Consider the following 22275-nt stretch of genomic DNA (forward strand, 5'->3'; position numbering starts at 1 on the left):
TTTTACTACAACTATTAAAATGAAAATAGTCCTATTTTAACCTTTACAATTATTGAAATGGCATTAACTTAACTATCACTATGTTTTAATTGATTGACTTTTATGTGCAAAATAATTTTTGAAATGTAATATATCTAGTTGTAATAAAGATGTATATAATGACTTAAGTCATGTTAGATGTGACTGTATAATTGCTTGCGTTCAGATTTTTTATGACGATTTTTATTAGTTATTTTAACACCATTTAATTCGCTGAAATTTACTATTTTTTAATAGCTGAAGAAATTTGTACGAAATATTTTTAATTGGATTTATCAGGATATTTAGTAATCTTTGGTGGGGCAATATTAATTGATAATAAGTTCAAAAGAACAAGCAGATTTCTATGACTATATTACAAATCGACTCAGTATCTTCTATAAAAAACATTCTTGAAACAGTATGTGCCATTACTGGGATGGGCCTAGGTGTAGTGGCACACGTAACCGAACGCCAATGGATCGCATGTTCGGTAAGAGATACTATTGGGATAGGTTTAAGGGTAGGTCAACCTCTAGATATTCATTCCACTATATGTAGTGAAATCTTTAATCAACACGAACCAATCATCATTTCGGATATAGACCTGTGTTCGAATTCAAGATGGAAAGAAAAGCTGTCGCGCAAAGGTTTTAAGAGTTATATATCATTTCCGGTATTTGATCCCGACGGTACTTTCGTTGGAACCTTATGTGCCTTAGACTTTAAGACCACAGAGATAGAGCAGGAGAAGATCATACCTCTTTTCAAAACATTATCGGAACTTATTACCTTCCACTTGGGGACTTTGGATAAGCTCAAAAGGACAGAAGAGCTATTACTTGAAGAACGGAGGTATTCCAAGCGGAGGGATACCCTGCTCTCGGTGCTTGCACACGACCTTAATAATCCCTTAAGCGCAATAATATCATTATCTCAGTTCCTTCATAATAAAACGGAAGATTCTCGTGAAAAGAGAACAACAGCCATTATATATGATGCAGGATTGAGAATGAAAGGACTTATCGGCAACATACTTGATTTTGCGAGGGGTAAATTGGGGGGCGGTATAAACCTACAAAAATCACCTCAAATTCTTGAGCCACTTATCGTAGACATCCTGAAAGAAGTCCATGCTGCTGATCCAGAGCGAGATATTGTTATTGACATCCAATTGGATCAACCTGTCATTTGTGATAGCGGTAGGATGGCACAGGTTTTTTCCAATCTGATTGCCAATGCATTTCGACATAGCAATAATAGTTCGAGTATATATATAAATTCCTCTATCCAAAGCGATAGATTCATTTTTAAAATAGAGAACAACGGACAGAGTATCCCATTATATATTCTCAAAAATCTTTTTAAGCCATTTGTGCGGACAAAAAATAATGAAGGTGAGGGCTTGGGACTAGGTCTTTATATTTCTAAAGAGATTATTATAGCCCATGGTGGTGAAGTCGACGTGCAGTGTCAGGATGGAAAGGTTACCTTCACTGCTTGGATTCCGGTTTGATTATGGTTCTAAAAAAACTTTATAACCTAGGGATGTTCCAAAAAAGTTAGACAATTTTAATTTGTAATAATGAGATTGAAAATTTCATCAAATCCAATGTCTCCTAACTGTAGACTTGAAATATTTTAGATGATAATATGGATTACTTTATTCATTATGATATTTTTGGAAATGGAAAAGTTATTTGCCATGTTCAGAGAACCGAAGTATTCCTTATCCGTTATAAAAATTACATATTTAATACTATAATATAAAAGGCAGTTTCTGATTCAGTAGATTGAGACCAATTCTAGCTCTAACGACAATGGATAGGGGTTGATGCAACAAAGAATAAAAAGACTGACTCAATATAAATAAAACTCAAGAAAATTTTAGACACCTGATGAATTTATTGAGCAATAGTCAATACTGTACATACAAGTAGAAAAGGAATGAGTAACAATAAAGAATTTGCTGTTAAAAACCTCTATTTTGTCAATCAACGTTTAGGATGGATAAATAAAGCTAATGAGGAACTACAGCAATCTTAAAAAATCTTGAAATCTTTGAAGCAAAATTTAAAGTAAAAAATAGCCAATTGACTTAAATAGAGTGGTATGGTTATGAATTACCAAAGTGAAGATGACGCTTGCATTTGAATCTTTGAAACCTTCTTCTTCTTATGGAGGGGATGAACAGGGAAATCTTCCAAAAAAGAAAGAGTCTAAGAGTCATCGGTCGAGTTTGAATGTATAAATCTGGAGCTCATCTCAGCTCGCGTAATGAGGTGAGACGAAGAGCATTTCCAGATAAATTTATGCATTCAAATCTGTAGTGGATTTGGAGCCGCGATTGTAAATAATGAGTCCATTTAAGAAGTTACGAAGTAACTGGTCACCGCAAGGTTTGAAATTAGGGTGATCGTCTTTACGAAATATCGCACTCAGTTCAGTTTTAGTCGCCCTGAAATCCACTAGAGCTAATACTTCAATAATGTCGTTGTCAGTGAATTTTAAAGCCACTCGAAGCTTTTTCATGATATCATTGTTGCTCATGGTATAAATTTACGTTTCTTAGAAATTTCCCTTTGTTTATTTTCTCTTTCGTTCGGGTTCCAATCCAAAGCGTTGTTGATGCGGAATATTGGTGTCAAAGATAATGAAAAGTATACAGGCATGGATAGAAAAACGTTAAAAAATTAACAATACTTGCATCAGCAGGGCATAAAAGTAGAAGAAAAGAATTAACCGTTGATAAAACCAATAGCCGTTCTGACAATATTTCATTCTTGAAAAAACAGAGGGGAGAGCAGCTGAATTATAAAACGAATACGACAATATTTGAGGAGTCAAGCGATTATATAGTGGCGAAAGTAATCAATAATTTGAAGGAGTGACCAAGACCGATTTTGTGACTTTCGTCAATGATGGTGAAACTCGGAAAGTAACCCAATCAATCAACTCTTATAGGTAATAAGGATTTATTCCTATATCATCTTATTGGACAGTGGAAGAGGATTATGATTCTTGGGTTAACAGATAAATTTGAGAAGATTCCTCAAAAAGTTACAGACTCGCTAGATGTGCTCCTAACTTTATTTGATGAATTTGACTAGGGGAAAAAATATAAAATTTGCTAGGGGATCTATAGCAAACCCGAATAAAAAGATGTAAATAATTTTGAAAGTCGGTACAGCATAACGAATTGAGTAATTAGACTAATATTTAATCGTTTTAAAATTAAAAGGTAGGTACTACTTTTGGTTAAGTAATTTTCACTCATACATGAAAGATCAAATTGTAATCTGCTGCCCTTATTGGGGAATGAAACATTTAACTTATCCTGAATTTGCAAAATTAGCGCATAGTCAGGGTTTTCAGGGTGTAGAAGTTGCAATTGATCCTCTTCTACAAAACGTGTGCGAGGTGAAGAAATATTTTGATGATTATGATTTAAAACTGATCGTACAGCTCCCTTATGCAGCTGGTCTTACTGCAGAAATAATGAGAGGCCAATTTTTAAGGATGATTGAAGAGTGTCTGCAATATGATCTTTTTTGGCTGAATTGCCATACGGGAAGAGACTATTTTACTTTTGATGAGAATCTCTTATTCTTAACTGAAAGTCAGAATCTGATCCGGGGATCTTCAACTTGTTTGAGCCATGAAATCCATCGCGGAAGATTTAGTTATGATCCGATGAGGATTTTGGCCTATTTGCAAGAAAGTCCGGATTCGATGTTGACAGCAGATTTTTCTCATTGGTGCGTCGTAACAGAATCTATGCTTGAAAATCATCAGGAAGTAATGAAGAGGGTATATGGGCGTTGTTCGCATATACATGCGCGGATAGGTCATGAACAAGGGGCACAATTAGTGGATCCATTTCATATGAAAAATGAAGCATATCTAACGACTTTCCAAAGTTGGTGGCAAGAAATCATCCGGGTAGGTGACAACTCAGATTCAAAAAAAATACTGCCCATAACGTGCGAATTTGGCCCAAGACCCTATCTTTTGGAACCATATGATATTGATGTCACGGTTGAGCAATGGAAGCAAAATGGTATGATGAAAGATTTTATTTTAAAAAATTTTGGCTAAAGAGATAAATAGGAAGTAACTAAAATATTTGAAGACAAATGATGAAGAAAGAAAAGCAAAATTTAAGTGCTACGGAAGTACAGTTTTACGAAAAAAATGGATATCTATTGCCAGCGCAACCTTTGTTTAGCAATGAAAAGTTTAATAATTTATTCCATATTTTTGAAGAGCACCTACAGAACAAGGGTAATCTGAAACCGGATGAATTGGATGTGCCTCATCAAAAGGATGAGCGTCTGTTTTCTTTTTTGATGGCTGATGAAGTCTTGGATATTATCGAACCCCTCATCGGCCCTAATATCGGTTTGTGGAGTAGCCATTTCATTTGTAAAGAGGCTTTTTCAGGAGCTCGGACCCCATGGCATGAGGATAGCGCTTATTGGGAAGGTAGATTTGACAGATTTGATGGTATCGTTACCTTATGGTTGGCTATCGATCCATCATTTCAGGACAATGGTTGTATGGGTGTATTACCTGGGACACATCTGGGCACAGGGAAAATCTATGAAAAGATGAATACTGATCATAAAATATTCAATCTTGAAATTAAAGATGCCGCGCATTTGCCGGAAGATCAGGTGGTTTGGTTCGAACTGAAACAGGGGATGTATTCGTTACATGATTCACGAATCGTACATGGTGCAAATGCCAATGGAAGTGCTTTTAGAAGGACTGGTTATACCATGCGGTATTTTAATACTGACCTGGTGTTAAATCGTGAACACCCCCATAATGAACAACATAAAATCTATCACTGTCGTGGTGAAAATAGAGGTAATAATCCTTTGATTTATCGTTAGATAAATCAGTATACTAAGGTATTGAAGTATGGAAATAAAAAACTTTTCTTTTAGTGATTTTATACAGTCAGGTGAATGTTTTCATCTTGCTCGTACGACTGTTTACAATAAGCAGGATATTTCGTTGCATAATCACGATTATGCTGAAATATTTTGGGTAGAAGAGGGAAGTGGGTATCACCTGATAAACGGTCAGAAAATCGAGCTAGTACCCGGACACCTATTACTGATAAGACCCTCAGATACGCATGCGTTTTTAGCTGGAAAAAATGGTTTGACCATTATGAATTTTGCCTTTGCAGTAGAAACATTGCAGTTTTTTAAAACGCGGTATTTTAATGATTCTGATGCATACTTTTGGACACTGGATCAACAACCATTTTCCATATTATTGGAGATGGAAACGATAAAAAAAATAACCAAAAGAGCTGAGCATTATGGTATGTCCTGTCGTTCAAATTTGTACGGAGATAGCTTATTATTAAGTATACTTAGATTTATAAAAATTCATGAACAAAGCTATTTTGATGCAAATCATATTCCGGGCTGGCTGTCGCATGCTGTGCAACATTATACTGGACCGGCTTATTTTAAAATGGGGATACAGGGATTTGTCGATCTTTGTCAGAGAAATGCAGACCATGTCAATAGAAGTGTCCGTAAATGTTACGGTGTGACGTTGACGGAGTTGGTCAACAAGGCTAGAATGAATTATGCAGCGGTTCAGCTCTCCTTAACTAATGTGCCCATTAAAATTATAGCACAAAATTGTGGCATCAATACCTTAAGCCATTTTTACAATCAGTTCAATCATTTTCATCATCAATCCCCATCTGCCTATCGAAAAAACACACAATTGATCGTGTAAACTTTTCTATAATTAAACCAAAAATAATAAACCTTTATTCCAAATTATGAAAAATGCAAAAGTTTCATCACTTGTTGCTATGGCACTTGTCATGTGTAACATTCCGCTTTATGCTCAGCAAAAACAGCTGATAAAAGGCAAAATTTCTAATGTTCAGGGGAAGGGAATTCCCCTTGTAAATTTAAAAATCAAGGGACAGCAACAGGGAACTTCAACCAACAATGAGGGAGAATTTCAACTTTATGGCTCTTCAAGTGATACTTTATTAGTGAGTTGTGTGGGGTACCAGTCTCTCGAGTATGTGTATATGGGTCAGGCATCTGTTCAATTTCAACTTAAAGAAAGCGCTCAAGATCTAAACGAAGTGGTTGTGGTTGGCTATGGCTCTATCCGTAAAAAAGACCTGACTGGTTTCTGTCGCTAGTATTAAAGGGGAGGACTTAGCCGCAATGCCAGTTTCTAATCCGCTTGTGGCTCTCGGTGCTCGAGTACCTGGCCTTAATATCAGCAATAATTCTGGTCGTCCGGGTGGTGGTGTCTCTGCAACTATTCGAGGCATAAATTCTATTAATGCCTCTAGTGCGCCGCTGTTTGTGGTGGATGGGGTGATCGGTGCGGATTTCCAGTCGATCAATCCTAATGATATCGAATCTATTGAGGTTCTGAAAGATGCTTCTTCAACGGCAATCTATGGTTCTCAGGCTTCTAATGGTGTTATTATTGTCAGCACTAAAGCTCCCAAAGTGGGCGAGTATGTTATTGCTGCACAGGTAAATCTAGGGTTGAACCAGTTTGCCCGACCCCTAGATATGCTAAATGCAAACCAGTATATGGATTACATGAAAAGATCTTGGGAATATGATCCTAAAAGAGGGACTTTTCCTACAGATCAATTGAACAAATTGTATCCTGATTTATTTGGCACAGACAATAAACCCTTATATGATACGGACTGGCAAAAAGAAGCTAGTCGTAATGCAACTCCTATTTCTTATCATTTTACGATCTCGGGAGGTACTGAAAAAGCAAAACAGCTCTTGAGTGTTGGAGTCATCAATGATGAAGGTCTACTTCGGGAAACATATTATAAAAAACGGACGGTAAGGTATAATACGGACATTAAATTGAGGGAATGGTTAGATATTGGGGCCAACCTTTCTTATCAATTTAATCGTAAAAATCAGGTCGATGATTATGCTGTGGGATCTATGAATGCGACACGGCTACTAGGAGGTATGATTCCGATATTGCCGGTTGCGTATCCGGATGGATCGACGAGTACGATGCAGGATTTTGGATTCGGTTATAATTATGATAGTAACGGTGATTTTCTGGGTTTTTATAAAACTGGAATTTACACAGCCAATAATCCGGTCAAGCTGCTGCAGGATTTGAAGTATTATCGTACGGAACATCAGTTTTTAGGTAATGTCAATATGCGGGTCAAATTGATGGAGGGCTTGGAGTTTAAATCTACGTTTGGAGCGCAGTTTTTTGATGCCAACAATCAATTCTATGCGTCTAAATATTTGTTGGATATAGGTGTGGATGTCAGTGGTCGGGCTGCTATCGATTATGGAAAGACGCTCTACTGGCAATCTGAAAATTTCTTGAATTACAATAGGGTTTTCGGCGCAAACCGTATCAATGCTGTCTTGGGTACAAGCTGGACGAGCAGTACGGGTGATGGATTTGGTGCTGGATCTACGGGTTTTTCGGTTGATTATTTCCAATATAACAACCTCGCAGCTGGGGCCGTCCCAGGTACTCCTACTTCGTACTATAGAAAAGAATTGTTGAATTCTTATTACGCTCGTTTCAATTATAGTTACGACGATAGATATTTGTTGACTCTGACGGGTAGGTCCGATGGTTCTTCAAAATTTGGCAGTGGCAATAAATATGCCTTTTTCCCTTCTGTAGCATTGGGATGGAACGTTTCGGAAGAGTCTTTTTTGAAATCTAATGAGCTGTTAAACCAGCTTAAAGTACGCAGTAGCTATGGAATAACGGGTAATTCTAGTATTTCACCGTATATGTCATTGGGGACGTTAAATAATAATACTTTGGTGTACCTAGACGGTAAAAGGTATGTAGGGACGACTATGGGCAATATTGCTAATCCTGATCTTAAGTGGGAGCGTACTGCACAAATCAATGCAGGAGTGGATATGGGTTTTCTGAATAATAGATTTACTCTGGTTGCTGATATCTATCATAAAAAAACGACCGATCTATTGCTTGATAACCCGACTTCTTTTGTTTCAGGTTATAATAGTGTAACCCAAAATATTGGCAGTGTGCAAAATAAGGGAATAGAGGTGGCATTGAATGGTAAAGTAATTCAGACTAATGATTTTTCGGCAGACTTGGGGTTGGCTATTGCTGCTAACCGAAACAAAATCTTGGGTCTTGGGGATAATAATGCTGATATTTTGCCTGGGCGTGTTCCGGGGGGCTTAGTTTATAATGTATTGCGTGTTGGGGGACAGGTCGGGGATATTATTGGTTATGAGCGACTGGGGACCTGGGGTACGGAGGAGGCTACTGAAGCAGCCAAGTACAATAGAAGGCCAGGTGATATCAAAAGGGATGATGTCAATAAAGACTATGTATATGATGATCAAGATGTAAAGATTCTGGGTAATTTATTTCCTAAGTATGAGCTTTTTATCAACTTGGGAGTTCGGTATAAACAATTTGATATGAGTGCAACCATTCAGGTGAGAAAAGGTAATAAAGTTGTCAATGCCTCTAGTTTTGAATTGGAAGATCGCCAATATTATCTTAACAGTTATGCTAGTTTATTGGATGATGCCTGGACGCCTTCACATCAAAACACTATGGTGCCTGCTATCCGCACGCAACAGGATGCGCTGTATAGTGATTATCCATCGGGCTATGTCGATAGTCATTTTGTTGAAGATGGGTCCTTTATTCGTGGACGTAATCTGAATATTAGTTATTCTTTTCCTCGCGCGGTATTAGATAGATGGAAAATAAAGGGACTTAAAATTTCAGCGAATACCCAGAATTTTTTCTTGAGTACGAAATATCGCGGATATGATCCGGAGCTGTCTTCGGTGTCGGCAGGCAATACGTTTACGCAAGGTGTTGATTATTTTAGTTACCCGAATGCGCGTACTTATGCTCTGGGATTAAACCTTACATTTTAAATCTTAAAATCATGAAAAGATCATTATATACATTGTTAGTAATTAGTACATTGACCGTTCATTTAAACTCATGTACTTCTCAGTTGGAAGAGGATGCTAGGTCTTCTATTCCGATCAAAAATTTCTTTACAAATGAAGAAGAATGTAACTCTGCGGTAATTGGTATTTATAATTATATAAAAGCTCCTTATAATAAATATGGTTATGACGAAATGCCCTATGCTATGCTTGAGCTCCCTACTGGGATGTTCGATAATAAAGCACAATGGCAATTTGCATCAGACTATGTCAATCTGAAATTTGATGCAACAAGTCCCGATTTTTCAATTTGGTGGGAAAGCTGCTATAAGGGAATTGAGGCTGCCAATAACTGTCTTCGTTATATACCTGCAGTCAATATGTCGGAGAATAAAAAGAATGAACTGCTGGCGGAGGCGAGTTTTTTGCGCGCTTATTTCTATTTCCAGTTGGTCCATATTTTTGGTGATGTGCCTTTAAAAATGGTTCCTACGGCAAACCCAGGTGATGCACTGATCGGTAAAAGCCCGGTAAGGGATATTTTTGAAAAAGCTATTATTCCGGATCTGAAATTTGCTGAAGAGCAACCTTTGGCGGCGACGACAAAGGGTAATGGTCGCGTCTCCGTGATGGCAGTGAAAACTCTTTTGGCAAAGACTTATTTGAGTATGGCGGGATTGCTGAATGATAATAGTTTTTATGGTCTTGCTAAGACCAAGGCATTGGAAGTGATACAGTCAAATAAACATAAACTATTTGAATCGGATCAAGAAACTGACCTGGTTCAATAAATTAAATAATCCCACTTTTGACAATAAAGAGGAACATATTTTTATGGCCAACTATGCAATCAATAATGCTAATAGCAGTCTACCTGTTTATTTTTTACCTAAAGAAGTTAAATTGGTGAATGCGTTGCAATTTGGTGGTTTTTCACCTAGTTCGTTCTTTTTGGATGCATATGATGCGGCAGATCTTAGGGGAAGACATAATCATGGATTTTTTATGAATACACTCCAAATAGGAGATGAAAAACACGAATTTCCCTGGGCAATTTATAAATTTATGGATCCTGGAATCTTAACTACTGCTCCCAATTCGGCGAAGAATTTTCCTTTATTGCGGTATGCGGATCTGTTAATGGTATATAGTGAAGCTCAAAATGAAGCTGACGGAAGTCCTGATAAGTCGGCCATTGATGCGGTCAATCAGATTAGAAACCGCTCGGGTTTGCCGGACATCTCAAAATTATCGCAGGCCGAATTTCGAGAGGAGGTACAGAAACAGCGCTATTTTGAATTATGTGCCGAGGGTAAAATCTGGTTTGATATGGTGCGAACGAAAAAAATATTCGATACAAAAACAAATAAAATGGTCGATTTAATCGGCTTCAAACTTCCTAGTGGCGCAATTTTTAAAGAAGAGAATCTTAAATTCCCAATTCCGAGCCGAGAAGTTCAGATTAATCCATTATTAAAATAATACATATGATACAGACAAAACAATTTATGAAATCATTGCTAATTATGATAAGCCTATGCTTTACAATAGTCATGGCTCAGGCAGGAAGCTCAAAACAGGATGAGAATGAAATGTATGCCGAAAGGGTGAAAACGGCATTTATTAAAGGTTGGGGTGCATATATGGACTATGCTAAAGGGCAGGATGCTGTAAATCCTTTGGCAAAGAAGGGCCATAACTGGTATAGCCATTCTTTATTGATGACACCAGTTGATGCCCTCAGCACCATGCACATCATGGGCTTGAAAAAAGAGATGGAGGAGGCTAAAGAACTGATTTTTTCACAATTGAATTTTGATATTGATATGGAAATTCAACAATTTGAAATTGCCATCAGGATTATGGGAGGATTACTGTCGGCTTACCAATTGGATGGAGATCCCAGGTTTTTAAAATTGGCAGAGGATTTAGGAAAACGTATGTTACCGGTCTTTGAATCTAAAACAGGTATGCCCTATAGATTGGTTAACTTAAAAACAGGTGCCGTTGCTGGAGAAATTACAAATCCATGTGAAATTGGATCCATGTTATTGGAATATGGTATGCTGAGCAAATTGACAGGAAACCCCATTTATTATGAAAAATGTAAACGTGGTGTGGTCGCAACTTTTGAGCGCCGTTCTAAAATAGGTTTGGTTGGTACAGAAATCAATATCAATACTGGAGAATGGGTAAATAAAAGTGCACATATCAGTGGGCGTATTGATGCGTACTACGAATATTTGTTAAAAGGTTGGTTATTATTTGGTGACAAAGATCTTAAGAAGATGTGGGATATTCACAAAAAAGCAATAGCCAATTACCTAGCAGATGATGTGAGTACTGGATTTTGGTATGGATATGCAGATATGGATACGGGTGTCCGTACAGCTACACGTTTTGGAGCATTAGATTGCTTTTATGGAGCTGTCCTTTGTTTGGATCGTGATTTTAAATCAGCGAAAAAACTGCAACAGAGCATCTATAAAATGTGGACGTTAAAGGGTCTTGAGCCTGAAATGATAGATTACAGTACGATGAATATAATTGATAGTTACTACATGATCAGACCGGAAGCTATCGAATCTACTTATTATTTATGGCACTATACAAAAGACCCAAAATATTACGAGCAAGGGAAGCATATGTTTGAATCGATCGAGAAATACTGTCAAGTGGATAATGGGTATGTACAGATTAAAAATGTGGAAACCATGGAGAAATGGGATACGTTAGAGAGTTTCTTTTTTGCTGAAACGATGAAATACTGCTATTTGTTTTTTGCACCCAAAGAAGCTTTTAACTTAGACAAATGTGTTTTAAATACCGAAGCTCATCCATTCTTTAAAACATGGAAATAAATCAAGTAGATAGTATATTGTTTGATCTGGACGGCACGCTATGGAATGCCGCTGTTTTATATGCAAAGGCTTGGACCGTAGCATTACAACAACATGGTATTGACAAGATTATTGATGAGGAAGACATTGCTGGCTTAATAGGTTTGGAGCAAAGTTTTGTGATCCGCTCTTTAATTCCTGCTTTGTATCTGAATAAAGCGAGTATAATTGTGGCTGCTGTTGAAGTTGAAACGGAGCGATTGATCCAAACAGAGGGAGCTCCTCTGTACAAGCGTGTCAAAGAAGGATTGGAGGAATTACACCAACGGTATCCTCTTTTTATTGTCAGTAATTGTGATAAAAATGTGGTCAAATTATTTTTAAAATATCATGGTTTGGAACTGTTGTTTGTAGATCATAGGACTCATGGTGAAAATCATAAATCTAAATTTGAAAATATAGAAGACCTTATCGTAAAATATAACCTTAAAAAACCGGTGTATGTGGGAGATACGTTATCTGATCAAAAGCAGAGTGAATTAGCTAAAATACCTTTTGTACATGTTAATTATGGTTTTGGGAGATTAGAAAATTATATGCCGAGTTTTAGTGATTTTGAAAGGTTGACGGCTTACTTTTTACAAGAATGCTATCAGCCATCAAAATAATTAATTTGATGGCGGGATGTTTCCTTCGGAAAATAAATTGCTCCACTACATTAGTGGGGCAATTTATTAATTGAGCATTATTATGTATAAGCAAAATATTGAAAATAATAAGATGCACGAAGTATACGTTTCATTCAACCTAATGAATGTCGAATAATAGAAAATTGTCTATTTTAGGCATTTCCAATTTTTAAATAACGCATTGAATTCAGCACATCTAAAACTATGCTAATTTCTAAATATTAAATAAATAAGCACAACAGCAGGGAAGAGGAATAAGCCCATTATTACAGAACTAATCGGTTTTGCAAAATTCAGTGTGAATCCATGCATACTAGAAAGTTGTTTAGGAACCAAAAGACGAGGGTCTGAAGGGTTATAATAGAATATACCGAACTTATAATTTTTTAGATTATTCATTGATCGTAATTTTAGTGGTTTATAATAATGTGCAGTAAGTCTTCAAGGTAAAGGTGTTCTGCTGTCTTTAGTTAGAATCCATGTTTGGATTCTAACTAAAGTTAATAACTTACAATGAAAATTTCAAATTTTTGATGCTATTTCTCACAATATATTTATCACTTGACCAAATTATTGGGGGTTTTCTTTAAAAGGTTTAATAATGATATTATTCATGTTTATGACTTGGCAAAGGATAAAGTTCTGTTAATTGATTTTTGGGCGAGTTGGTGTATTTCGTGCAGAAAAGAACACCCGCAGCTGCTAGCTTTGAGAGGAAAATATAAGGTTCAAACACTATCCATATCCATTGATAAGAATTTGGTAAAATGGGAAAATGCTATTTCTGATGATAAAATAGATGTATGGGAGCACTAATCCTATAAATCGGGTGTTCTACAAAGTATCAGAAGGGAGCTTTTGATCTTTGCGGTAACTTTAAGGTTATTGGTAAATAAAAATGGAGAAATTCTGGGCAGTTGGGAAGGAGCCGATGAGTTATTTTTAAAGGAAATAGAATAGAAAATTAAAGAGTTTTCACTTCCCTTTTGAAGCACTTAATAAGGTGAAGCCCTGGATAAAGAGAAAAACAAATACGAATGAAAAGTCGAATAAGCTCTTTACTTTCATGCACTTTTTCAGGCTTAATAATAATCGAATGGTAATTTAATTTTTGACAAACTGCTGAGCTTTGTTGTTTTATTTGTAATGTTCGTAAAATTTGTTGTTAAATAATTCAGTTGGATCATATTTTAGTTTTAGTTGAAAAAATATGTCTGCGTTTGGATACGATTTTCTCATTTTGACCCTGTCAATATGTAAGCGATAAGGTAAATAAAAAGTTCCTTCGTTTTTTAATGCATTATCGACAAGTAGGTTTGTCAATTTTTTCATTTCTGTCTCTTGGATATCTGTTTTCTTTTGATTGAATAAGATGACAAAACCAAAGACATTTTCTCTTGCATAATTTAAATAACTGTCATTGTCTTTTTGAACGCCGCGAATAGTTATGTTCAGTAAATCTATCTTTGAGTTCTTGAGAACAGGTTTTATATCCGCAATGAATTGATTAAAATTCCTTTCAGGAATAAAATATTCTTGAAGTAAGTCAGTCGAAGAAGTGTCTTTATTTTCAATTAGTGAAACGTGGTTGTTTAAAAGTTCATTTCTTGAATAAATTTCGTTTTTAAAAACTTTACTCACTCCAGTTTCCAAATCCCAACGAAGACGTTTTCCATATTCGTTGTTTACACTGCCTCTAAACACTAATCTTTGCATTTCAGTGTTTTTGTTGGTTTGTAAGGTAGGTATTGTCCCGTTAACCTTCTCAAAAAAGTTTAATGTTGCTTCTTCTAAAAAATGCTTGTCTGAAATTCGTAGTCGGCCAAAAACTAGATTTACATTTGGATTCTGTGAAATGTACTTTTTGTAATGGTTTACATAATTGTCAGGATTTAATCGAATATATTTATATTGTAATGCTTCGTTTTCTACAACTTTTAACTTTACGTCTAAAATAACTCCAAATAAACCATAACCCCCAATTACCAATTTGAAAAGTTCATGATTCTCTTGTCTGCTACAATTGACAACTTCTCCGTTTGCTTTCATTAAAGTAAATGAAACTACAGTTGCAGCGATTGGTGGTAAGTTTTTTTGCCAACCGTGCCCATTTACACTAATTGATCCACCAATCGAAAACGAACTGAATGCTTGCATTATGGCAATAGATTTACCGTACTTTTCTAAATAATTTAAGGCGTCTTCCCACAATGCACCTGAGCCAATAGTCAAAATATTATTAGTTGTGTCAAGTTCCATTTGATTGTAAGGAAGCATATTTAGTAATATTCCATTTGGATAAATGGTGTGTCCTCCCATACTATGTTTTGCACCCGCAATTGAAATTTTTAAATTATTTTCTTTTGCATATTTTAAGACATATTTTAGTTGAATTTCAATTTCTTTTTTGTCGGTAGGAACTTGAATGATTGTATCAACTTTTGTTAGGTTCAGCTGACTAGCATCATCTGTAAAACCTTTGGGAATATCAATGATTAAATTCTTTTCATTCCATTTTATTTTTAAGATATGAAAAGTTGGAATAGACAAAAATATGATTATTGTCAAAAGTCCAATTATCCAAAAATGTTTTTTCTTCATTTGTTTGTTAGTTCTAAAATAGCAGAAAACGATTTAGGGATTAGCTAGATGGAAAAGAATAGAAGTGAAAAAAATCCATTAAGGCGCAACGTAGCAAAAATGAATTGTTACTCTAATATATGAAAAAAAAATTAAAAAGTTGTTTTCCGCTCCATGTAAAAAGGATAGGGGAGTTTCACTTGTTTTAGTAATCTGAGTATTATCTGTTATTTATTGATAGTCCGCAATGCCTTTTTGATAATGTATTTTGTTTCTTTTGTTTCGCTTTCTTTTTCCCAACGTTGACAAAGTTCTTTTACAAAATCGGGACAGGTTTTACTGACATCATTGAGCCAATTGCCAATGCTATCCATAACGTACTTTGATTTGTCGGATTTTAATGGTTCTAAAATTGATAAGGCCAATTCGGGATTTTGTTTTAGTTCGTCGATATGTTCGCACCAAACGCCACGCGGTCTTGTTGCTTCAGTGGTAAATCTTCTTATATTTTCATCTTGGTTTGAGGTCCATTCTGAAAGTATTTCAACGCTTTGGATAAGATTTTGAGATATTTTCTTCCTTACAGCCAACCAACTGATTTCTCTTACTCCAAAATGCTTATCAGCTGAAAATGGTTGAATTTGTTCAAGTATTCCTATAATGTTCAGTTCTTCGTTTTTTCCAATAGTATATGCAGCCCAACAGCGGACTAAATCAGCTTTATGTTTTGACACTACCGTTAAAAAATCGCTATCATTATTTTTTATTGCTTGCTCAAAAAGACCTGTTCCGATAGCTTCATTTATCGTATTTACGGTTTGCTTTTTCAGTTGGTCAATTTTAGATAGCATGGGTTTTAAATAATCCGTTCTTTGATGTTCTACAAGTAAGTTTTCCAATAAAAACCGTTGATCAATGGCCAACCATTCTACGAGATTGGCTGTTTCAATTTCCCCACGATTAAGCTGTGCTAAAATATTTTCCGGAATATCCTTTGTGCTTCTTGCTCCTTTTCTTTCAGTCATAATTGTTCAATCAATTCTTGGATATTTATCCTGTTCATATAATTTGTATCAACAAATTTGTATGTAATGTTACCGTTTGTATCTATTACGAAAATGGCAGGGGTAGGCAATTCGTTATTGTCATTCTTGTTGTATTCGGATAGTTCTATTCCTAAACTACCATAGACCGGAATTACATAATCCTGAAGTCCGAATGAGATACCAATCTGTTTAGCTAATTTATTGTTTTTATCCGTCAGTAAATGAAAATCTAAGTGATGATTACTTCTTAATTCGTCGCTGTAATCTGGCGTTTGCGGTGAGATTGCTATAAGCGTTGTTCTTCGGTTAGTAATTTGCTTTAGATTATCTTGCAATGCTTTCAGTTCGAGATTGCAATATGGACACCAACTACCTCGAAAAAAAGCTACAATTACTTTTCCGTTTTTTAAAAGCTCTTTTAATGCTACAATTTCATTGTTTGTATTTGGTAAGCTAAAATCAGGAAATGTATCGCCTGTATCGATGCTATCTTCTTCGATGTTTCGGGCTTTCAAATCCTGAATAGATTTACCGAATACCTCTAAAATTTTTGTTGGAAGTTGTTTTGCCAAATTTTCATTTAATTCCTCAATTTGTTGTTTTAAATTTTTCATATATTGTTTTATACTTTTGTAAAGTTTTGAAATTAAATTCAGAACCACAATACCGCATATAATTGTCCCTATGGGACAAAAAAGTCAATTTTATGAATACAAAGGAACGAGCGATAGAAGAAAAAATATGTCCATTGGAATTTGCCGTTAATGCTATTAGTGGGAAATGGAAAATCCCTATCGTATGGCGTATTAACGAGGGTGAAAAACGGCCTAGTGAAATGTTAAGAGGTATCGTAAAAGTAGATAGACGTGTTTTAAACCAACAATTAAATGAAATGGTTTCGGACGGAATTTTAACCAAACAATCTTTCAATGTATTACCTCCAAGAGTAGAATATTCTCTTACTCCCCTTGGTGAAAAATTGGTTGATGTCCTTTGGAAACTAAATGACTGGGGCAAAGTGTTATTAGAGCATTCTAACGAAGAATAATTGCTGTCGTCTGTAAAGTACTCATTTTATAATCTTCTCACTTTTTTCACTCGTACAGCTGAGATTCAGCAACTGAAATAGAAGTTGTATTTTGGTTGCGTTGTTAATAAAGTAAATATGCTAACTTTCAGATATTCTGGAAGATTTTTTTGAGTAAATTTAATCACGAATGAGAGTTGTTTTTTTATATTGTTATTTATTCTTTTGCCCAAGAGATTAATATTAATTCAAGTGTTATTCACAGAATTGGATAATTCATAAGTGACAACATAATCAACATCAAATTTGGAAAGGTCTAACTCTCCAACTTCACTTTTGCGGAAATAGGATAATATTCTGATGCGTTAAGCTGCAATGATTGGGCTATTCTTTAATCTGTTCATGATAATTCTGACTATTATTACTATCAAGAAAACCATGCAAAAGAATTAATGAACTATTCTTCTTCTATTATGTTAATAATAAAAATCCAATAATGAATACAACCATATTAGAGTGCACTAAGGTTCTTCACAATGAAATGAAGGAGTGGATGGAGCATTTACATCAGTCCCCAGAATTAGCCATGCAGGAGGCTGAAACGTCAAAGTTTATTGCCGATAAAGTAAAATCTTTTGGTTTTGATGTAGTGGAAGGTGTCGGGAAAACAGGCATCGTAGCATCCATGACAGTTGGGGATGGAGGGAAATCTATTGGATTGCGAGCTGATTTTGATGCACTTCCTATTCAGGAAGTAAATGATCTTCAGTATAAAAGTAAAAGGTAAAGGACATCTTTGCGGGCATGACGGACATACAGCCATGTTGTTGGGTGCCGCAAAATATTTATCAGAAACTATGAATTTCAATGGGACTGTCCGACTCATTTTCCAGCCTGGCGAAGAAACAATGGAAGGGGGTCCTGCGATGATAAAGGATGGCTTGTTTGAAAGATTCCCTGTAGATGCAGTTTACGGAATGCACAATATGCCCGGATTGGAAATAGGCAAGTTTTATTTTTACGATGGTGAGATGATGGCTGCAGTAGATAATTGGGAAATTGAGATCATTGGTAAGGGAAGCCATGGTTTCCATGCCAGAATTAGGAATAGATCCTATTGTGTGCGGATCGTCATTGGTAATGGCTTTGCAAACCATTGTGTCTAGAAATGTATCTCCTTGGCAAAATTCAGTGATTTCGGTTGGCGCTTTTATTTCAGGGAATGCGGGTAATGTTGTTCCACAAAATGCTATACTTCGATTAAGTATTCGGAATATGGATTCTAAGTTACGCGAAATGGTTTTAAATAAAGTTTGTTCCATTACGAAATCACAAGCCGAAGCATTTAACTGTCATTACGAAATAAGGGAGGGTATTCCAGGGGCGGTACTTGTTAATACTCCTGAAAATACGCAATGGGCTGCAAATGTAGCTCGTGACATTTTTGGAGAAGGAAAAGTTGTGTATCCAGGAAATCCTTATATGGGCAGTGAAGATTTTGCTTTTATGCTTCAGAAGAAACCAGGTAGCTATTGTATGCTTGGCAATGGTGATACATTTATGGTTCATCATCCGAATTATGTTTTTAATCAAGATATTTTACCTCTTGGTGCAGCTTATTGGGTAGGGCTGACAGAGGAATATTTAAAGTAGTTTAGAAAATTAAAAACCGCCAATATTTCCCTCCTTGAGGTAGGATTAGAAAAAAAGTAATCTTATAAACCTTAGACAGTGACAGAATGAGCGCTTTTAAAAGATGCTATTTTAAAAATTTTAATGCTAACTTACACAGTCATGGTTTCAAATTAATAAAATCAGACTCTTCATTTATTCAGAAGACTAAATTTGGGTGGAATAAGTCAGCGTAACTTTTTTAGTAATTGATAAAGTATTTATTTTTAGAACTTTGACTATCAGTGATGCCGCCAAACAAGTTAATCGAAAATATGGTTTTACAACTAGATAACAGGTTATGAAAAAAGTAATATCGATTATAGCTATAGCTTTTATGTCCAGCTTAGCTATGGCTCAGTCAGACACATTGTATGTATACGGACCAGGAGGACCATTGTCTCCCATGAAGGAATGTGCGCAATTGTTCGCAATTAAAACCGGGATTCCGGTGAAAGTTGTGGGTGGGCCGGAAAGTAAGTGGTTAGCGATGGCAGAACAGAATGCAGATCTGATATTCGGCGGATCCGAATACATGTTGACCCAATTCGATCAACAGCATCAGGGATTAATTGATTCCAAAGACCGTATATCGCTTTATCAAAGACGCGCTGCAATTTTGGTCAGACCAGGCAATCCCAAGCAAATAAAAAGTATAGCGGATCTGGCAAAACCTGGAATCCAAATCCTTGATGTGAACGGTGCCGGTCAATTGGGGTTGTGGGAAGATATAGTAGGCAAACAAAATCTCATTGCAAAAATTCAATCCCATATCGGACAGTCCTTTGCCAATACAGGGCTTGGCATCGAAGCTTGGAAAAAAGATTCTTCTTTTGATGCATGGATTACTTACGCGTCCTGGCATGAGAACCTCAAGAATGAAACTGAAATAGTTGAATTGTCATCGGAACTCCAGACCTATAGGGGAACGCCTATAGCACCGACCTTAAAGGGCGCTCATCAAACACAGGCGTTATCATTCATGAAGTTTCTTCAAAGTGATCCTGCGCACAAGGTTTTTAAAAAATGGGGTTGGCAATAGCCACTCCATGATTGATTTCTTATAAATGGTATTCTACACCGTTGTCAAAAGGTTGAACTTTACTAAAGCGGCAGCTGAGTTTTTTATTAGCCAAGCCAGCTGTGACCAATTAGAGGAATTAACACTTGAAATATTTATTGAAAATCAGGTCAAAATAGCAAATTTTTCTACTTTCAGAATACTCCTGAAATTGGACGGAAATCATCTGATTGGAATTCTTTAGTTTTGCGTGTAATTAGTTAAGGTAAGATTCAGATATATACATTAAACTTATAAATGCTGAATAATATTAATAAATTCATGTACAAACTTTGTTGGAAGATGGTCAATGTTATGTTAGTGATAACATAAATACGTTCATTTTAAACAAATAAGAGTATTAAAGTAAATTATCCTCATATTTAATCATGATAAACGAAAAAATTGCTGTAATTGGAGGGCTCGGAACGTTGTCTGGTGCAGACGTCCTATTTAAGCTTCTTAAGAATCCAAAAGTGCTTAAAAACCAAAAGGGATATGAATTTATTTTTGAACAACAACCTTATAGTCAGATAAATTCACCTCTATATCATGAGGACGATATTAAATCTAGGAAGTTTTATTCTTACAATTTAAGTAAAAGTTTTGAGAGCAAATCAGTAAGTAAAATATTATTGCCATGTTTTGCCAGCCATACTTTTTTTGAAGAACTTCAAAAGGAAATTTCTATTCCAATTGTTAATATCTTTGATGCACTTTCACTGTATCTAAAATCTTCATTTGAAAAGAATGTTAAGATTGGTATTCTTACCTCTGATTATGTAAAAGAGAATCATATTCTTAAACGTTATTTCCAAGGATACGATTTGTTTTTTCCAACTGACCAGGAGCATTTGATGGAAGCTGTTTATGGGGAAAATGGTATAAAGAAAGGATATTTCGATGGAATACCATTGGAATATGTTTATACAGCTTGTTCCGAGCTAATGGATAAGGGGTGTGAAGTTATTGTACCTTGTGTTTCCGAGCTTTCACTCGTTACGGAACAACTTTGGAAAAGAGGTGTCCCTATACTTGATGTTAACCAAATTTATGTAGATTATGCATTAGGAAATTTTACTAAGGATGTTTTAAAGCCCTTTAAGTTAGGTATTGTAGGAGGTGTTGGTCCTTCCGCGACGGTGGATTTTATGAATAAAATTATTATTAATACTGCAGCAAAGAGAGATCAAGATCATATTAAGATGATCATTGAACAAAATCCACAAATACCTGACCGCACAGCACATTTGATTCGAAAAGAGACAGATCCAACAATAGCTATGTTTTCTATTTGTAAGAAGTTAGAAGCTGCAGGTGTAGATGCAATTGCTATTCCTTGTAATACAGCACATGCATTTGTTAAGAGCATACAGGAGCATTTAACAGTTCCTATCATCAATATGCTTACCGTTACAGTTGAGTATATTAACAGGAATTTCGGATCAAATACGAAAGTAGGTCTTCTTGCAACAAGTGGTACAGTCCAGAGTAATGTATATTTAGATGTACTAACTGAGTTTGGTTTTGAAGTCATTATTCCGGATGAAGAACATCAAAAGTATGTAATGGAGAGTATCTATGGAGAACGGGGGGTAAAAGCTAATTTTACTGCTGGTATTTGTAAAGATAATATACTAAAAGCTGTAGATTTCATTATTCGAAAAGGAGCTGATGTTATTATATTAGGTTGTACAGAACTTCCGTTAATGTTTCCAGATGAATCGGAAATTGTTAATGAAGATAAAATCATACCTTTAGTCGATCCGACACTTGTGCTGGCAAAAAAAATCGTGAATTTATCTAAAGTTTAGATTTTTTTTAATATCAATAAAATTTTAAATTGTTTTACTTGTAATGGTAAATTTCCCTATTTGTGAAGTTTACCCACTAACCGAATTACTCACCATTTTATATAAGTTTTAGCTGCAAATGCTTTTACTAAAATAAAAAATGTTGGTATCGAAGTACATAAATTCGATATAATTTTTTGTATACATTCTTTAAAAGTACAATATTGCCTTTAATGTTAAAGTCTGTTAATTATTTATTTATCAACTAATTGGGTGTTAGTTTTAAAAAACTCGCAACCCTTATCTGAAATTTATTTTGAGACTGATAATATTAATATTTCTTATTTACTTATCAAATCAGCTTTTTGCACGCATCACCCATTACATCAATACCCAAAAAAAGAGAGATTTACTTTCTGTGCAGTAGCAAATCCTTCGGACTTGATCATATCTTCATAAATCTTGTCGATGCGGCCTCGAATGTTATCCAGGTTTTGATTAATGTTCAATACAGTAAACTCTGTACCGCTAGGTAAAAGTGGTACATTCATTACACTGCATTATTTTTCAGCTCCATTCAGTCACCAATTT

General features: G+C 35.5%; 22 protein-coding genes. 17 read left to right on the forward strand and 5 right to left on the reverse strand.

Features of this window, described 5'->3' with window-relative positions:
- The first annotated feature begins 385 nt into the window (after window positions 1-385).
- On the forward strand, window positions 386-1534 hold the full coding sequence (locus ACFX5U_RS07940; RefSeq protein WP_400262990.1) for an ATP-binding protein: 1149 nt from the start codon (window positions 386-388) through the stop codon (window positions 1532-1534).
- A gap of 794 nt (window positions 1535-2328) precedes the next feature.
- Here the strand turns inward: ACFX5U_RS07940 and ACFX5U_RS07945 are convergent.
- On the reverse strand, window positions 2329-2550 hold the full coding sequence (locus ACFX5U_RS07945; protein ID WP_235212372.1) for a DUF1456 family protein: 222 nt from the start codon (window positions 2548-2550) through the stop codon (window positions 2329-2331).
- Window positions 2551-3297: 747 nt separating this feature from the next.
- Between ACFX5U_RS07945 and ACFX5U_RS07950 the strand changes: the two genes are divergently transcribed.
- The 10 genes from ACFX5U_RS07950 (at window position 3298) to ACFX5U_RS07995 (ending at window position 13323) form a co-directional block, all read left to right on the forward strand.
- Complete coding sequence (locus ACFX5U_RS07950; RefSeq protein ID WP_400262991.1) at window positions 3298-4116, forward strand: sugar phosphate isomerase/epimerase family protein; 819 nt, start codon at window positions 3298-3300, stop codon at window positions 4114-4116.
- Between the two features lie 38 nt (window positions 4117-4154).
- Window positions 4155-4916, forward strand: a complete 762-nt coding sequence (locus tag ACFX5U_RS07955) for a phytanoyl-CoA dioxygenase family protein (RefSeq protein WP_400262992.1) — start codon at window positions 4155-4157, stop codon at window positions 4914-4916.
- Window positions 4917-4944: 28 nt separating this feature from the next.
- Complete coding sequence (locus ACFX5U_RS07960; protein ID WP_400262993.1) at window positions 4945-5784, forward strand: helix-turn-helix domain-containing protein; 840 nt, start codon at window positions 4945-4947, stop codon at window positions 5782-5784.
- 46 nt (window positions 5785-5830) lie between these two features.
- Entirely contained in the window at window positions 5831-6208 is a 378-nt protein-coding gene (locus ACFX5U_RS07965; protein WP_400262994.1) for a carboxypeptidase-like regulatory domain-containing protein, read from the forward strand.
- 25 nt (window positions 6209-6233) lie between these two features.
- Window positions 6234-8960: a SusC/RagA family TonB-linked outer membrane protein gene (locus tag ACFX5U_RS07970; RefSeq protein ID WP_400262995.1), complete on the forward strand. Its 2727-nt coding sequence runs from the start codon at window positions 6234-6236 to the stop codon at window positions 8958-8960.
- An 11-nt stretch (window positions 8961-8971) separates the two neighbouring features.
- Window positions 8972-9769, forward strand: coding sequence for a RagB/SusD family nutrient uptake outer membrane protein (locus tag ACFX5U_RS07975; protein ID WP_400262996.1), 798 nt, complete (start codon window positions 8972-8974; stop codon window positions 9767-9769).
- Window positions 9735-10460 (forward strand): RagB/SusD family nutrient uptake outer membrane protein, encoded by a 726-nt coding sequence (locus ACFX5U_RS07980; protein WP_400262997.1) that lies wholly within the window; start codon window positions 9735-9737, stop codon window positions 10458-10460. Before ACFX5U_RS07975 ends, ACFX5U_RS07980 begins: the two co-directional genes overlap by 35 nt.
- A 5-nt stretch (window positions 10461-10465) precedes the next feature.
- Window positions 10466-11839, forward strand: coding sequence for a glycoside hydrolase family 47 protein (locus ACFX5U_RS07985; protein ID WP_400262998.1), 1374 nt, complete (start codon window positions 10466-10468; stop codon window positions 11837-11839).
- Window positions 11830-12486, forward strand: coding sequence for an HAD family hydrolase (locus tag ACFX5U_RS07990; RefSeq protein ID WP_400262999.1), 657 nt, complete (start codon window positions 11830-11832; stop codon window positions 12484-12486). The genes ACFX5U_RS07985 and ACFX5U_RS07990 overlap by 10 nt, the downstream gene beginning before the upstream one ends.
- 582 nt (window positions 12487-13068) lie before the next feature.
- Window positions 13069-13323 carry a TlpA family protein disulfide reductase gene (locus ACFX5U_RS07995; RefSeq protein ID WP_400263000.1) on the forward strand — a complete coding sequence of 85 codons (255 nt, stop codon included), beginning with the start codon at window positions 13069-13071 and terminating at the stop codon, window positions 13321-13323.
- Between the two features lie 321 nt (window positions 13324-13644).
- Here the strand turns inward: ACFX5U_RS07995 and ACFX5U_RS08000 are convergent, their stop codons facing one another.
- The 3 genes from ACFX5U_RS08000 to ACFX5U_RS08010 all read right to left on the reverse strand — a co-directional run bounded on the left by ACFX5U_RS08000 (window position 13645) and on the right by ACFX5U_RS08010 (window position 16747).
- Window positions 13645-15108 (reverse strand): FAD-binding oxidoreductase, encoded by a 1464-nt coding sequence (locus ACFX5U_RS08000; protein WP_280568624.1) that lies wholly within the window; start codon window positions 15106-15108, stop codon window positions 13645-13647.
- Between the two features lie 206 nt (window positions 15109-15314).
- A complete protein-coding gene (locus ACFX5U_RS08005) occupies window positions 15315-16112 on the reverse strand; it encodes a DNA alkylation repair protein (protein WP_400263001.1) in 798 nt (265 codons plus the stop codon).
- The gene (locus ACFX5U_RS08010) at window positions 16109-16747 is read right to left on the reverse strand and encodes a peroxiredoxin-like family protein (RefSeq protein WP_038697682.1); all 639 of its coding nucleotides are present in this window, start codon (window positions 16745-16747) and stop codon (window positions 16109-16111) included. The genes ACFX5U_RS08005 and ACFX5U_RS08010 overlap by 4 nt, the downstream gene beginning before the upstream one ends.
- 92 nt (window positions 16748-16839) lie before the next feature.
- Here ACFX5U_RS08010 and ACFX5U_RS08015 point away from each other — a divergent pair, with 92 nt between their 5' ends.
- The 6 genes from ACFX5U_RS08015 (at window position 16840) to ACFX5U_RS08040 (ending at window position 21705) form a co-directional block, all read left to right on the forward strand.
- Window positions 16840-17181, forward strand: a complete 342-nt coding sequence (locus tag ACFX5U_RS08015) for a winged helix-turn-helix transcriptional regulator (RefSeq protein ID WP_400263002.1) — start codon at window positions 16840-16842, stop codon at window positions 17179-17181.
- Window positions 17182-17656: 475 nt separating this feature from the next.
- Window positions 17657-17947, forward strand: coding sequence for a hypothetical protein (locus tag ACFX5U_RS08020; RefSeq protein ID WP_400263003.1), 291 nt, complete (start codon window positions 17657-17659; stop codon window positions 17945-17947).
- Complete coding sequence (locus tag ACFX5U_RS08025; RefSeq protein ID WP_400263004.1) at window positions 17919-18326, forward strand: M20/M25/M40 family metallo-hydrolase; 408 nt, start codon at window positions 17919-17921, stop codon at window positions 18324-18326. The genes ACFX5U_RS08020 and ACFX5U_RS08025 overlap by 29 nt, the downstream gene beginning before the upstream one ends.
- Window positions 18301-18813 (forward strand): M20/M25/M40 family metallo-hydrolase, encoded by a 513-nt coding sequence (locus ACFX5U_RS08030; protein ID WP_400263005.1) that lies wholly within the window; start codon window positions 18301-18303, stop codon window positions 18811-18813. The genes ACFX5U_RS08025 and ACFX5U_RS08030 overlap by 26 nt, the downstream gene beginning before the upstream one ends.
- A 355-nt stretch (window positions 18814-19168) precedes the next feature.
- Entirely contained in the window at window positions 19169-19873 is a 705-nt protein-coding gene (locus ACFX5U_RS08035; protein WP_400263006.1) for a substrate-binding domain-containing protein, read from the forward strand.
- A gap of 407 nt (window positions 19874-20280) precedes the next feature.
- The gene (locus ACFX5U_RS08040; RefSeq protein WP_400263007.1) at window positions 20281-21705 is read left to right on the forward strand and encodes an amino acid racemase; all 1425 of its coding nucleotides are present in this window, start codon (window positions 20281-20283) and stop codon (window positions 21703-21705) included.
- Window positions 21706-22070: 365 nt separating this feature from the next.
- Here the strand turns inward: ACFX5U_RS08040 and ACFX5U_RS08045 are convergent, their stop codons facing one another.
- Window positions 22071-22235: a hypothetical protein gene (locus tag ACFX5U_RS08045; RefSeq protein ID WP_400263008.1), complete on the reverse strand. Its 165-nt coding sequence runs from the start codon at window positions 22233-22235 to the stop codon at window positions 22071-22073.
- Window positions 22236-22275 lie beyond the last annotated feature (40 nt).

The organism is Sphingobacterium sp. SG20118, assembly GCF_044740685.1.
Classification (GTDB): Bacteria; Bacteroidota; Bacteroidia; order Sphingobacteriales; family Sphingobacteriaceae; genus Sphingobacterium.